The sequence below is a fragment of the Pseudomonas sp. B26(2017) genome, assembly GCF_002113045.1.
Taxonomy (GTDB): Bacteria; Pseudomonadota; Gammaproteobacteria; order Pseudomonadales; family Pseudomonadaceae; genus Aquipseudomonas.
Genome location: NZ_NEJJ01000001.1, coordinates 321,348 through 334,940, shown reverse-complemented (window position 1 = coordinate 334,940; position 13,593 = coordinate 321,348). Strand labels below are relative to the sequence as shown.

General features: G+C 60.4%; 11 protein-coding genes. 9 read left to right on the top strand and 2 right to left on the bottom strand.

What is annotated here, in order from left to right; all coding sequences use genetic code 11:
• The first annotated feature begins 47 nt into the window (after positions 1–47).
• Positions 48–494, top strand: coding sequence for a TspO/MBR family protein (locus CAF79_RS01435; protein ID WP_085696447.1), 447 nt, complete (start codon positions 48–50; stop codon positions 492–494).
• A gap of 10 nt (positions 495–504) precedes the next feature.
• Here the strand turns inward: CAF79_RS01435 and CAF79_RS01430 are convergent, their stop codons facing one another.
• Positions 505–1,413, bottom strand: a complete 909-nt coding sequence (locus CAF79_RS01430) for a helix-turn-helix domain-containing protein (protein ID WP_085696102.1) — start codon at positions 1,411–1,413, stop codon at positions 505–507.
• Between the two features lie 162 nt (positions 1,414–1,575).
• Between CAF79_RS01430 and CAF79_RS01425 the strand changes: the two genes are divergently transcribed.
• From CAF79_RS01425 to CAF79_RS01400, 5 genes are all read left to right on the top strand, one after another.
• Positions 1,576–2,934, top strand: coding sequence for a glutamine synthetase family protein (locus tag CAF79_RS01425; protein ID WP_085696443.1), 1,359 nt, complete (start codon positions 1,576–1,578; stop codon positions 2,932–2,934).
• 176 nt (positions 2,935–3,110) lie between these two features.
• A complete protein-coding gene (locus CAF79_RS01415; RefSeq protein ID WP_085696101.1) occupies positions 3,111–4,199 on the top strand; it encodes a polyamine ABC transporter substrate-binding protein in 1,089 nt (362 codons plus the stop codon).
• Entirely contained in the window at positions 4,196–5,497 is a 1,302-nt protein-coding gene (locus tag CAF79_RS01410; protein ID WP_085696100.1) for an FAD-binding oxidoreductase, read from the top strand. Before CAF79_RS01415 ends, CAF79_RS01410 begins: the two co-directional genes overlap by 4 nt.
• A 99-nt stretch (positions 5,498–5,596) precedes the next feature.
• Positions 5,597–7,252: an intermembrane transport protein PqiB gene (locus CAF79_RS01405; protein WP_085696099.1), complete on the top strand. Its 1,656-nt coding sequence runs from the start codon at positions 5,597–5,599 to the stop codon at positions 7,250–7,252.
• A 16-nt stretch (positions 7,253–7,268) separates the two neighbouring features.
• Positions 7,269–7,820 (top strand): membrane integrity-associated transporter subunit PqiC, encoded by a 552-nt coding sequence (locus CAF79_RS01400; RefSeq protein ID WP_085696098.1) that lies wholly within the window; start codon positions 7,269–7,271, stop codon positions 7,818–7,820.
• On the opposite strand, the gene CAF79_RS01395 is transcribed toward CAF79_RS01400, so the two are convergent.
• Positions 7,778–9,091, bottom strand: coding sequence for a HAMP domain-containing sensor histidine kinase (locus tag CAF79_RS01395; protein WP_085696097.1), 1,314 nt, complete (start codon positions 9,089–9,091; stop codon positions 7,778–7,780). The two genes, CAF79_RS01400 and CAF79_RS01395, sit on opposite strands and share 43 nt — an antisense overlap.
• 327 nt (positions 9,092–9,418) lie before the next feature.
• Here CAF79_RS01395 and CAF79_RS01390 point away from each other — a divergent pair, with 327 nt between their 5' ends.
• From CAF79_RS01390 to CAF79_RS01380, 3 genes are all read left to right on the top strand, one after another.
• A complete protein-coding gene (locus CAF79_RS01390; RefSeq protein WP_085696096.1) occupies positions 9,419–10,072 on the top strand; it encodes a histidine phosphatase family protein in 654 nt (217 codons plus the stop codon).
• 279 nt (positions 10,073–10,351) lie between these two features.
• Entirely contained in the window at positions 10,352–12,061 is a 1,710-nt protein-coding gene (gene arnT, locus CAF79_RS01385; RefSeq protein WP_085696095.1) for a lipid IV(A) 4-amino-4-deoxy-L-arabinosyltransferase, read from the top strand.
• Positions 12,058–13,587: a glycosyltransferase family 39 protein gene (locus CAF79_RS01380; RefSeq protein ID WP_085696094.1), complete on the top strand. Its 1,530-nt coding sequence runs from the start codon at positions 12,058–12,060 to the stop codon at positions 13,585–13,587. Before arnT ends, CAF79_RS01380 begins: the two co-directional genes overlap by 4 nt.
• Positions 13,588–13,593 lie beyond the last annotated feature (6 nt).

The window sequence follows — 13,593 nt, the reverse complement described above, 5'->3', positions numbered from 1 at the left end:
GGCGGAACAAACCAGGCAGACGGGCTGCGGCCAAGGAGTATGAAATGGTGACTTTCCTGATTTTCATGATCGCCTGCGGCGCGGCCGCAACCACCGGCATGGTTTTCAAGCCAGGCCAATGGTACGCGCAGCTCGACAAACCGAAGTTCACCCCGCCCAACTGGGTGTTTCCGGTGGCATGGACGACGATCTACCTGCTGCTGGCCTGGGTTGGCTACCGCTTGACCCTGATTCCCGGCAGCGAAATGGTGTTGGCGTTATGGGCGGCGCAGATTGCCCTGAACACGCTGTGGACACCGGTGTTTTTCGGTGCCCAGCGGATCGTTGCCGCGATGATCATTCTCGTACTGTTGTGGCTGGTCGTCGCCGTGATGGTGGTGCTGGCCTTGCGCCTGGATGTCATCACCGGGTTGATCCTGTTCCCTTATCTGGCCTGGCTGTGTGTCGCCGCGGCGCTGAACTTCTCGATCATGCGCAATAACCGGGTGAATTAGTGTGCGCCCGTCACAAAGACGACGAGCGCTTCAAGGTCTCGCTCGGTAACTCCTTGAACATCGCCCGGTAACTGCTTGAAAAGCGGCCCAAATGCCAGAACGACCAGTTCATCGCAACCTCGGCCACTGTCGTATCTGCCGGCGAACGTTTGAGCAATTCTCGCCGGGCACTGTTGAGCCTGCGCAAACGCAGCCAATGGCTCGGCGACATCCCCGTGTACGCCTTGAACGTCTGCTGCAGCTGGCGCAGGGAAACTCCGGCGACCCGCGACAGTTCCAGCAGATTCAGGGTTTGCTCCGGTGAATCTGCCGCCCACTCGCCCACGCGCTTGAGGGTGATTCGTTCTTCGGCGCGACGCTGCAAACCACCGCCGTCCAGGCACACGCTCGCGTTGTCGAGGATGAACAGGCAGTCCTCCAGCAACTGCTGGGTCAGCGCTTCTTTGCTTGGTTGATCAAGGGTTTGCGACAACTTCGTGAGTGTCGAGCTTAACCAGCGACTGAACAATCCGTTCTGCGCGCCATTGAGCGGCGCCATGAACAGACCTTCCAGCCTGGCCATGTCCAACCCATTGCGCTGGACGAATTCCGGGCCGAACACCACGGCGATCTCCTGGTAGTTCTCCGGGGTGATCCAGATGTTGCGGCTCTCTTCATTGAGCAGATAAAGCGCGTTGTCGCTGCGATCGAAACAGAACGCCAGCGAGCCTTCCGGCGCGCTGAAATTCTGCTCGACCCGGGTGTTCATCTGTTCTTCGTAGACCTCCACACCCTGCAAGTCCAGATAACGGATCTGCCCGGCGAAATGCCCCGGCGACATCTGCTGGTAATGCTGAACCCAACCCGGCGTGGCGCGGATCTGTTCGGTGACATCGGCGGTGTTGAAAGCTTGAACCTGTAGCGGATTACACGTCGTCATGGGAGACCTTGCGCACTCTTTTGGTGCGCTTTGGTGCTGCTGAAAGTGGATAGATGGAACGTCAAGGCCCGCCCAAGATAGTCGTCAACGCGCCACAGGGGAAGCCTGCGAAAGATGAAATCGCTTTTCCCCCGCGTCAACAAAACCAACGACGAGGTCTTTATGAATGCCCCTTTCGATCAGCTGTTCACATGGCTGAAAGATCACAAGATTACCGAAGTGGAATGCGTGGTCAGCGACCTGACCGGCATCGCCCGCGGCAAGATCGCACCGACCAACAAGTTCCTGCATGAGCGAGGCATGCGCCTGCCGGAAAGTGTGCTGCTGCAAACGGTAACCGGGGATTTTGTCGACGACGACGTCTACTACGATCTGCTCGATCCGGCCGACATCGACATGGTCTGCAAGCCGGTGAGCGACGCGGTGTACGTGATTCCGTGGGCCATCGAGCCGACCGCCATCGTCATCCACGACACCTTCGACAAGTTCGGCAACCCGATCGAACTGTCGCCGCGCAACGTGCTCAAGAAAGTCCTGCAGCTGTACACCGACAAAGGCTGGAAGCCGATCGTGGCGCCGGAAATGGAGTTCTACCTGACCCAGCGCTGCGAAGACCCGGACTTGCCGTTGAAGGCACCGCTGGGCCGTTCCGGTCGTGCCGAGAGTGGTCGTCAGTCGTTCTCCATCGATGCCGCCAACGAATTCGATCCACTGTTCGAAGACGTTTACGACTGGTGCGAACTGCAAGGCCTGGACCTGGACACGCTGATCCACGAAGACGGCCCGGCGCAGATGGAAATCAACTTCCGTCACGGCGATGCGCTGGATCTGGCCGACCAGATCACCGTGTTCAAGCGCACCCTGCGTGAAGCCGCGCTCAAGCACAACGTGACCGCAACCTTCATGGCCAAGCCGATCGGCGACGAGCCCGGCAGCGCCATGCACCTGCATCAGAGCGTGGTCGAGATCGCCAGCGGCCAACCGATTTTCGCCAATGCCGACGGCAGCATGAGCGACCTGTTCCGCCACCACATCGGCGGCCTGCAGAAATACATCCCGAAAGTGCTGCCGATGTTCGCGCCGAACGTGAACTCGTTCCGCCGCTTCCTGCCGGACACTTCGGCGCCGGTCAACGTCGAGTGGGGCGAAGAAAACCGCACCGTCGGCCTGCGTGTGCCGACCTCCGGGCCTGAGGCGATGCGGGTTGAAAACCGTTTGCCGGGTGCTGACGCCAACCCGTACCTGGCGATCGCGGCGAGCCTGCTGTGCGGTTACATCGGCATGGTCGAAGGCGTCGAGCCGAGCGCTGCCGTCGAAGGCCGGGCTTACGAGCGCCGCAACCTGCGCCTGCCGATCACCATCGAAGAAGCCCTGACCCAAATGGAAGAGTGCGACACCGTCGCGCAATACCTGGGCAGCAAATTCGTACGCGGCTACGTCGCGGTGAAACGCGCCGAGCATGAAAACTTCAAGCGCGTGATCAGTTCCTGGGAGCGGGAGTTCCTGTTGCTGAGCGTCTGATTAAAACAACAAAAACCAACCCACGATCGTTCCCACGCTCTGCGTGGGAATGCAGCCCGGGACGCTCTGCGTCCCAAGAGCGGACGCGGAGCGTCCATTGAGGCATTCCCACGCAGAGCGTGGGAACGATCAGCAAGAGTCGCCTGAAAAATCCAATAATTCGAAGAGGTGTCGATATGCGTCTGTTGAAATCCTTGATCCCCGCCGCTCTGGCCCTGGCGTGCAGTGCCGGTGCCATCGCCCAACCCCAGGTCAGCGTCTACAACTGGACCGATTACATCGGCGAAACCACCCTCGCCGACTTCCAGTCCACCAGCGGAATCAAGGTGATCTACGACGTCTTCGACTCCAATGAAACCCTTGAAGGCAAACTGCTCGCCGGCCGTACCGGGTATGACGTGGTGGTGCCCTCCAACCACTTCCTCGCCCGTCAGGTCAAGGCCGGTGCATTCCTCAAACTGGATCGCTCGCAGCTGCCGAACTGGAAAAACCTCGACCCGAAACTGCTGGCCCTGCTTCAGAAAAACGATCCGGGCAACGAGCACTCGGTGCCATACCTGTGGGGCACCAACGGCATCGGCTACAACGTCGACAAGGTCAAGCAAGTGCTGGGCATCGATCACATCGATTCCTGGGCCGTGCTGTTCGAACCGGAGAACCTGAAGAAACTCACCCAGTGCGGCGTGTCGATGATGGACTCGGCCGATGAAGTGTTCCCGGCCATCCTCAACTACATGGGCATGGACCCGCGCAGCGAAAAACCCGAAGACTACAAGAAGGCTGAAGAGAAACTGCTGAGCATCCGGCCGTACATCACCTATTTCCATTCCTCGAAATACGTGTCCGACCTGGCCAACGGCGACATCTGCGTGGCCTTCGGTTACTCCGGCGACGTGTTCCAGGCCGCCAACCGCGCCAAGGAAGCCAAGAACGGCGTGAACATCGCTTACTCGATTCCCAAGGAAGGCGCGAACCTGTGGTTCGACCTGCTGGCGATTCCTGCCGATGCCGGCAACACCAAGGAAGCCCACGCCTTCATCAATTACCTGCTCGACCCGCAAGTGATCGCCAAGGTCAGCGCCTCGGTCGGCTACGCCAACCCGAACCCGGCGGCCAAGCAATACATGGATGCCGAGCTGGTCAACAATCCCGAGGTCTATCCGTCCCAGGAAGTCCTCGACAAGCTCTATATCTCCTCTACCCCGCCTCAGTCGATCATGCGTCTGATGACCCGGTCCTGGAGCAAAGTGAAGTCGAACAAATGAATCAGTACACCCAGGAACACGCCCTCTCCTATTACGCCGCGTCGGCCCGTGCCAGCACACCCTATTCGGAGCTGACGGACGATCTGATCGCCGATGTCTGCGTGATCGGCGGCGGTTTCACCGGCGTCAACACGGCCATTGAACTGGCGCAGCGCGGGCTCTCGGTGATCCTGCTCGAAGCCCGGCGCATCGGCTGGGGCGCCAGCGGGCGCAATGGCGGGCAATTGATTCGCGGGATCGGTCATGACGTCGAAGGTTTCTCACGGCATGTCGGCAGCGAAGGCGTGCGCTACCTGCACCGGGCCGGGATCGACTCGGTGGAGCTGGTGCGCCAGCGCATCACCGACAACGCCATCGAGTGCGACCTGCGCTGGGGCTTCTGTGAGCTGGCCAACACGCCGGCGCAGTTCGACGCCTTCAAGGCCGAGCAGGACAGTCTCGCGCAGCTGGGTTATCGCCATGAAACGCGGCTGGTTGCCCCTGAGCTGATTCGTCAGCAAGTGGTGAACGCGGGTGTCTACAAGGGCGGCCTGATCGACATGGGCTCAGGCCACTTGCACCCATTGGATCTGGTGCAGGGCGAAGCGCGGCTGGCAGCCACCCTCGGGGTGCGGATTTTCGAGCAGAGCCCGGTGCTGAAAATCGTCCACGGCTCGACCGTTCAGGTTCGCACTCAGAGCGGCACCGTGCGCGCTGGCAGCCTGGTGCTCGGCTGCAACGCGCACCTGGACGAACTCGAACAGCAACTCAGTGGCAAGGTGCTGCCCGCCGGCAGTTACATCATCGCCACCGAACCGCTGTCGGCGGCGCGCGCCGCCGAACTGATTCCGCAGAACCTGGCGCTGTGCGACCAGAAAGTCGGCCTCGACTACTACCGGCTCTCGGCGGACCGCCGCTTGCTGTTCGGCGGCGCCTGCCATTATTCGGGACGGGACCCGGCGGACATCGCCGCCTACATGCGCCCGAAGATGCTCAAGGTCTTCCCGCAACTGGCGGACGTACGCATCGACTACCAGTGGGGCGGCAAGATCGGCATCACCGCCAACCGTTTCCCGCAGGTCGGTCGACTCAAGCAACAGCCGAACGTGTTCTACGCCCAGGGCTATTCCGGCCACGGTCTGAACGTTACCCACTGGTGCGCCAAGCTGTTGGGTGAGGCGATCCACGCCGGTCACAGTCAGGGCATGGACGTGTTCAGCCACGTACCGCACATGACCTTCCCCGGCGGTCCGGCGCTGCGCTCGCCATTGCTGGCACTGGGCATGTTCTGGTATCGCCTGCGAGAGTTGTTGGGATAAGGCGTCCTGCACATTTGCTCTATCGCGAAGCACTTCTATATTGATGAAGTGCTTTGGCGTTCCTGACGCTCAGTGCCCGATACACTCTGGAGGTCATGGATGGAGTCGTCAGCCGCCGATCAACCGCGAGCGCCCGGCCAGGCGTCGGTCAAGACCCGCCGTTTCAGCATTTCGCTGGTGTGGATCGTGCCGATCATCGCGGTGCTGGTGGGCATTTCGCTGGTAGTGCACAACCTGATGCAGGAAGGCCCCAGCATCATCGTCACTTTCAAGACCGGCAGCGGCCTGACCGCCAACAAGACCGAGGTCAAATACCGCAACGTGGTGATCGGCCAGGTCACGGATGTCGAGCTGAGCAACGACCAGAAACACGTCAACGCCACGATCAAACTGGCCAAGCAAGCCGAAACCTTTACCCGCGCAGACTCACAGTTCTGGGTGGTGCGCCCGCGCATTGGTGCGGGCGGTGTCTCGGGCATCGACACGTTGCTGTCCGGTGACTACATCGGCGCCGACATCGGTCAGTCCAACTCGCGCGCAAAACACTTCAAAGGCCTGGAAAACCCGCCGCCGATCACCTACGGCGAACCGGGCAAGCGCTTCAACCTGCACGCCTCGGACCTCGGCTCGCTGGACATCGGCTCGCCGGTCTATTACCGCAAGATTCCAGTCGGTCAGGTGGTGGCCTACGCACTGGACGCCGATGGCAAAGGGGTGAACATCGAGGTGTTCATCCACGCGCCAAACGATGCTTTTGTCACCGAAAACACCCGGTTCTGGAACGCCAGCGGCATTGACGTCAACGTCGGCGCCAACGGCTTTGCGGTGAAAACCGAATCGTTGTCGACCTTGCTGGTCGGCGGCATCGCCTTTCGCGCGCCGGAGTACAGCCCCAACGATGTCGCTGCCGCCGAAGAAAAAACCTATGACCTGTTCGACGATCAGCAAACCGCCCTCGCCCCGCCCAACGGCAAGGCGCAGTACCTGAGTTTGCGTTTCGACCAGGCGCTGCGCGGGCTGAAAGTCGATGCGCCGGTGGAATTTCTCGGCATCGAGATCGGCCGGGTGGTCAGCGTCAACCTCGACTTCGACGCGAAAAAACGCAGCTTCCCGCTCAACGTCGGCATCGTGATCTACCCCGCACGCCTCGGCCAGGCTCATATCAAGATGCTCAAGGCACTCGAGCACAATCCGGACGACGAGGCGGCGGCCGTACGCCTGATCGGCACCTTCATCGACAACGGTCTGCGCGCCCAGGCCCGTAGCGGCAACCTGCTGACCGGCCAGTTGTACATTGCCCTGGACTTCTTCCCCAAAGCCGAAAAAGTCGCGTTTGACCCCACTGCCCGCCCGGTCAGCGTTCCGACCGTCCCCGGCAGCCTCGAACAGTTGCAGGAAAAACTCGAAGCGATGGTCGACAAACTCAACAAGCTGCCGGTGGAACGGATTGCCGGCAACCTCGACAGCAACCTCGTGGAATTGCGCAAAGGCCTGACCCAGTTCAACGCCAAGACCCTGCCCGGCGTGCAGAACACCCTCGCCGACGTGAGCAAGACCTTGCAATCGGCCAGTTCGACCCTGGCCGAAGATTCACCGCAACGCGAACAACTGAGCCAGACCCTCGACGAGCTCGGGCGCATGTCCCGTTCGCTGCGTGAGCTGTCCGATTATCTGGGCCGTCATCCGGAATCGTTGATTCGCGGCCGCCCCGACAACGCCGCGCCACTGGACCTCAAAGGGCCGCCGCGCAACTGAGCACAGGAGCTGTCCCATGGCTTTAAAGCTGAAGTTCACCGTGCTCGCGATCAGCTTGTTGCTCGGCGCGTGCAGCAGCGCCCCGATCAGCTTTCATACACTGACGCCGACGCAACCGGTGGCCGGCCGCGCTGATTCGGAGATCGCCATCGAAAGCATCAGCGTGCCGCCGCAGGTCGACCGGCCGCAAATCGTGATCCGCCAGGGCAACAGCGGCCTGGCGATTCTTGAGACCGAATGGTGGGGCGCGAGCCTCAGTGATGAATTGCGCAGCGCGCTGGTGGATCAACTGAGCAATGCCGGCGGCGTGCGCAAAACGTCCGTGCGCATCGATGTGCAACGCTTCGATTCGATTCCCGGGCAATACGGGCTGATCGACGTCAAATGGCGCCTGCGCCAGGCCAACGCCGGGGACGATGCCCTGCTCGCCTGCCGTTCGCTGCTGCAAACCCCGTCCGGACCGACCATCGACGATCTGGTGGGAGCCCAGCAGAACAACGTCAAGCGTCTGGCTGCGCTGATCAGTCAGGCAGCGGGCACTTCGCGCGGCTGTCCACCGTCCTCTTGAGGAACCGGGCTCAGCGAGACGGCAAAACGACAACCGTGGGGCTCGCGCGTGGTGAGCCGGACTTGCCAGTGCTCCCGGTTGCAGATCCGCTGCACCAGTGACAATCCCAGTCCTAGCCCCTCTCCTCGACGCTCGTCACCGCGCACGAACGGCTGAAACATCGCTTGTCGCTGTTCCTCCGGAATACCGATGCCGCTGTCTTCGACCACAAAACCGTTTTCCCCGACGCTCAGCCTGACAAAACCCTGATCGGTGTAATGCCAGGCATTTCGCAGCAGGTTGCCCATTACTGACTGCAAGAAGGTCTGGTTGTAGCGAGCCGCGCCGGCCGGGTTGATGTCGCAGAAAAAATCGAGCCCTTTTTCGCGGATCAGCCGACCCCAGATTTCACTTTGGACCCGCGCTACCTCCTCAAGCGTGACACAAATGTCACCACCGGTATCTTCCTGCGAGCGGGCGAGCATGAGGAAGGTGTCCACCAGCTGACGCATTTCATGGCTGGCCCGGGCGATACGGTTGACCTGCGCGGCCGAACGGGCATCGAGCGACGGATTGGCGAGCAGTAACTCGCAGGCGCCGCCGAGCACCATCAACGGTGTGCGAAGCTCATGGCTCACGTCGCTGGTAAAGAGCTTTTCACGGCTCAGCGTTTCGCGCAGCCGGCCCAGTGTCTGATCGAACGAGAGCGCCAGTTCCCCGACCTCGTCCGCCGCGTAGTCCGGATGCAGGGGCGGCGCCAGCACCAGCAGCTGGTCGCGGTGACGAACCTGGCGTGCCAGCCGAATGACCGGGGCCATCACGCGCCGTGCCAGCAATCGGCCCAGCACAATCGCAAGCAGAATGCTCAGAATGAATCCCACCGCGACCACAATGAACAACAGACGCTCACGCTGCTCGAGACTCTCCTGATCACGCAACAGCACGTATTTGCGTCCACCCACCATCTCGACCATGGCGAAAAAACCGTCACCCTCGAACATGACCTCCTGAAACCCCGGTGACAGAGACGCCAGTGACGGAACCAGCGCCATGGCACCCGGCCCGCCTTCGAAGAAAAACAGCTCGCTCTTTTCCGGTCGATGGCTCCAGCGACTGATGTCATCCATAGCCAGCAAACGATGCAGACCGCCCATCAGGGTCGTGGCCGTCAACTTGTGTTCCACCACATGCACGGTGGCAACGATTCCCAGCGCAAATACGCCGGCCACCAGCGCACTCATCGAGGCGAATACGATGACGATCCGTTTCGTCAGGCTTTGCTTGAAATCCATTCGGCTGGAGGACTCCACCTCTGTTGTCAGACTCAGCGGTCAACATCAGGTGTGTACTCAGTAGATGTGACCGAACAGATTCAGCTTCACCTCAAACAGCAACAGTTGTTAAGCCAGCCCGGTAAAAAAAGCGTATTTGAGTCTGGTTATCAGAAACTTGATTAATTGCACACTTTCAACTCTCGCAAATTTTTCACATGTTCTTCACTGCGGCCCAACGTGAACAGCTCCAACATTCAGCCAGCATTCAAGTACGCAACCATAAAGTTGATTAAATCGCAGGCCACTCGCGCCTGCGAAGTTAAGGGGCATGGCGTGGAGCGACAGATGCTGTTAACAGCGGTCTATAAACAACGTCGAATATTGCGACTTGGAAAACTGCTGACGGTTATCGGTGCAGGGGTAGCGATTGCACTGGTCAGCGGCTTCGTCTGGGTAACCCGCTCACCCATTGATCTGGGCCATGCGGGGAAGGCCTCAAGAGCTGATTGGACCAACGCCTGGCAGGCGGGCGAAGTCGTGGCGCTGGTGCGCCATGCTGAACGTTGCGACCGCTCCGACCATGTTTGTCTGGGCCCGGAAGACGGTATCACTCAGGTAGGCAATGACTCGGCTGCGCGGGTGGGCAAGGGTTTTGCGAGGCTGGGCATGCAGCAGGCGCAGGTGTTGACCAGCCCGCTGACCCGGACCGTGCAAACGGCGCGTGCCATGTTCGGGCAGGACGCTACTGCCCAGACCTGGCTTGAATCCTGCGGTCCGTCGCTGCGTAACGAGGTGGTGGCGCACAAAGTTGCGCAACGCAATCTGGTGCTGATCACCCACAGCGGCTGTATCAGCGACTTTGAAAAACAGACCGGTTTCCCTCACGCGATCGCCGCTGATTATGGAAGCACGCTGTTTGTTCGCCTTGATGCCAAGGGGCAACTTAAAGTGCTGGGTATTCTGGATGCCGAGGCATGGTCTCAACTCAATAGTGATTAACGCCTTGGACAGCTAATTGACAGTTCCGAGTTGCATTCAATCAAACAAAGCAGACTTCATTAAATTGTAATAAGCGGTGTATCTGCCCCCGATTTACTGGACAGCTGTTTTTTTCAGGCTTTGCTGTATCGCGAGAACTTCGGCCTGGAGGTACGGCAGTTCTCTGGATACAGGAAATGCCCCGACACCTGCATTCATTCAGCACGATGACACGCTCGCTCAGGAACACGCCGGGCAGGTCATCGACATCAGAACTTCGTACGGTACCAAGGCTTTGTCATGACGTCTGAGAACAACCCGCTGCGACACACTGCCCTCTTGTCCCCGGCAACAACAATCGAACGCTGGGCCATCCCCGGCCTGATTCTGGCGTTCGTGGTGTTTTACCTGCTGCCGTTGATGAACCACGGCCTGTGGATCCCCGATGAAACCCGCTACGGCCAGATCAGCCAGGAAATGCTGCTGAGTGGCAATTGGGTAGCCCCGCATTTCATGGGCATCCGTTATTTCGAGAAACCGATTGCCGGCTACTGGTTGATTGCCATCGGCCAGGCGATTTTCGGTGACAACCTGTTTGGCGTACGCATTGCTTCGGCGCTGAGTACCGGAGTCAGTGTCTGGCTGACTTATCTGCTGGCCCGTCGACTCTGGAACAACCCTCGAATCAGCCTCGCGAGCGCCCTGTTGTACATGAGTTTCGGGCTGATCGCCGGTCAGGCGGGCTATGCCAATCTCGATCCGCAATTCACCTTGTGGGTCAACCTGAGCATGGTGGCTGCGTGGTTTGCCATCGACAGCCGCACGCCCCGCGCTCGCCTGGGTGGCTGGGTCCTGCTCGGCGTCGCATGTGGCATGGGCCTGATGACCAAAGGCTTCCTCGCCCTGCTGTTGCCGGTGCTGATCGCCCTGCCCTACATGGTCTGGCAACGACGGTTCGGTGAGCTGGTGCGTTACGGACTGGTCGCTATGGCGGTCTGCGCCCTCGTCAGCCTGCCTTGGGTATTGGCAGTCCATTACCGGGAACCGGACTTCTGGCGGTTCTTCTTCTGGCACGAACACATCCGTCGCTTTGCCGCCGGAGACGACGCGCAACATGCCCGTCCGTGGTGGTTCTACCTGCCTTTGCTGTTTGCCTCAACCCTGCCGTGGGCGCTGCTGCTACCTTCGAGCTTGCTGCGCATGTGGCGCGAAAGGGGTGAGGCAAAAATTGCGTACCTGGCACTGTGGTTCCTGCTGCCACTGGCCTTTTTCAGTCTGAGCAGCGGCAAACTTCCTACGTACATCATGCCGTGCCTGCTGCCCGTCGCGCTGTTGATGGGGCAAACCGTGGTCAGGTGGCAGGATCAACGCAATGGCCGGATCCTGCGCCTGAACGGTGTGATCAACACGGTGCTCGCCAGTGTTGCGTTGGTGGCCCTGCTCTATCTTCAGGCCAGGAAAGAAATCTACGAAAACACCGAGATGTTCAGCCTGTCGCTGGCTTATATCGTGGTGATGGGCTGGATCATCGCCAACGCCTTGCAAGTGCTGCGGCCACTGACGTTGTGGGCAATGCCGGCATTGGGTATCGGACTGCTCGTAGCGTTGCTGCCTGCGGCCATGCCGGCGCAGATCGTCAACAGCAAGATGCCCGATCAGTTCATTGCCGAGCATCAACGGGAACTGAGTGAAACCGCGTCCCTGCTGAGCAACGATCTGGGCGCGGCCTCGGCGCTGGCGTGGCGCCTGAAACGCCCGCAAGTGGACCTGTTCAACACCATCGGCGAATTGAAATACGGCCTCGAAAACCCGGCCATGTCGGCACGCAAAGTCACCCTGGACAGCGTCGACCAGTGGATGACCGACGCGCGGAAAAAAGGCGCCGTCGGTGTGGTGCTGCGCGTCAACAGCACGCAGGAAGAACAGGAAGTAGAACGGCTGCCGGTGGACGGCAAGCATTATCGGCGCGGCAATCTGCACATTTTCATCTTTGCGCAGGGTCAGCCATGACGGTGCGCAACAATGACCGTACCGCCCTGCTGCTCCTGCTGGCCGCCAGCGCCCTGATGTTGCTATTGGGCCTGGGCAGCCGCGAACTGTGGGGCGCGGAAACCCGCTGGGCCAACATCGCGTTGCAGATGCTGCAAAGCGGCGATTACTTCGATCCGTACCTCAAGGGCGATCCCTATTACGACAAGCCGTTGCTGTCGTACTGGCTGATCACCGCAACCGCAGGGTTGACCGGTGGCCTGGATCACTGGTCGCTGCGTCTGCCTTCGGTGCTGTCCGCGTGGTTGAGCGTTTGGCTGGTGTATCGGCTGGGCGAGCAGTTATTTCGCAAGGGCACGGGGCTGATCGCCGGGTGGATGCTGGCAACCACCTTCTACTTCGTGTTCTGGGCACGGGTCGCCACGGCCGACATTCTGACCGTGTGCGGAGTGCTGGCAGCGGTCTGGTGGTATTGGCGCGGCCCAGAGGACACCCGTTTTTCGCGTTACGTGGTGTTCTGCTGTTTGCTGGCCCTGACCTCACTGTTCAAGGGGCTGATCGGCTTTATCCTGCCGGGGCTGGTGCTGCTGCCGCACCTGTTGAATAACGGTCGCTGGAAGCGTCATCTCAATCTGAGACTGCTCGCCGCGCTGTTGATTGCCGGGGTGTTCTACATGACGCCGTTCCTGCTGTCCCACCTCTACGGCGCGCCGAATTACGGGCAGAGCGGCCTCGGGCTGGTATTGCGGGAAAATGTCGTGCGGTTTTTCCAGCCATTCGACAACATCGGCCCGATCTACACCTATTTGCTGTACCTGCCGATTTATACCCTGCCCTGGGCGCCGTGCTGGATCGCTGCCTTGTGGGTCGCGGCGCGGAACTGGAAACACATCGAGCCGGACACCCGCTGGCTGATTCAGGGGCTGGGATTATTAATGCTGTTCTTCACGGCCAGCGGCAGCCGACGCAGTTATTACGTGCTGCCACTGGTGCCGTTCGCGCAACTGCTCGGGGCGTGGTGGATCACCCGGCGCGTGGCGGCTCGAAATGGCGCAGGCCCGTACGGCGGGCGTGGCCTGAAAATCGCTTTCGGCGTGGCTACTGTCCTGCTGCTCGGCATACTCGGTGTGCTTTACCCGTGGACCAACAGCGGAGGCGGTGTAATCCGTTTCGGCGAAACCGTCCTTCTGCAAGCCAGCCAACGCGCACCGTTGAGCCAATGGCGCCTGGTCATGGTCGACGTCGACAACAAAGTCCCCTTGTACCTGCAGACGGGCGGCGCGCCGTTCTACTACGTACCGGAAAACCGGGATTTCCCCCGCGACGGCGATACCGCCGCCATGTTCGCCTGGCTGGAACGCACCAGCGGTCAGCATTGGGATCCGCAACGAACCCTCTTTGTCGCCCAGTACCGCACCGGCGATTCCATTCCGCTGAATCACCTCAGCCGCGACCATCAAGTCATCACCACCACGCCCACGCGCGGCGAACAGCTGTTCCACGGCCGGGAAGATCAAAGCGTGGCCTACCTCCCCCAACGTTTCTGAAAGACA

Bases quoted from the DNA above. Each gene is read 5' to 3' on its own strand.
- CAF79_RS01390 (WP_085696096.1), top strand. From the start codon at position 9,419: ATGCTGTTAACAGCGGTCTATAAACAACGTCGAATATTGCGACTTGGA.
- CAF79_RS01395 (WP_085696097.1), bottom strand. From the start codon at position 9,091: ATGGATTTCAAGCAAAGCCTGACGAAACGGATCGTCATCGTATTCGCC.
- CAF79_RS01425 (WP_085696443.1), top strand. From the start codon at position 1,576: ATGAATGCCCCTTTCGATCAGCTGTTCACATGGCTGAAAGATCACAAG.
- CAF79_RS01400 (WP_085696098.1), top strand. From the start codon at position 7,269: ATGGCTTTAAAGCTGAAGTTCACCGTGCTCGCGATCAGCTTGTTGCTC.
- CAF79_RS01410 (WP_085696100.1), top strand. From the start codon at position 4,196: ATGAATCAGTACACCCAGGAACACGCCCTCTCCTATTACGCCGCGTCG.
- CAF79_RS01430 (WP_085696102.1), bottom strand. From the start codon at position 1,413: ATGACGACGTGTAATCCGCTACAGGTTCAAGCTTTCAACACCGCCGAT.
- CAF79_RS01415 (WP_085696101.1), top strand. From the start codon at position 3,111: ATGCGTCTGTTGAAATCCTTGATCCCCGCCGCTCTGGCCCTGGCGTGC.
- CAF79_RS01405 (WP_085696099.1), top strand. From the start codon at position 5,597: ATGGAGTCGTCAGCCGCCGATCAACCGCGAGCGCCCGGCCAGGCGTCG.
- CAF79_RS01380 (WP_085696094.1), top strand. From the start codon at position 12,058: ATGACGGTGCGCAACAATGACCGTACCGCCCTGCTGCTCCTGCTGGCC.
- arnT (WP_085696095.1), top strand. From the start codon at position 10,352: ATGACGTCTGAGAACAACCCGCTGCGACACACTGCCCTCTTGTCCCCG.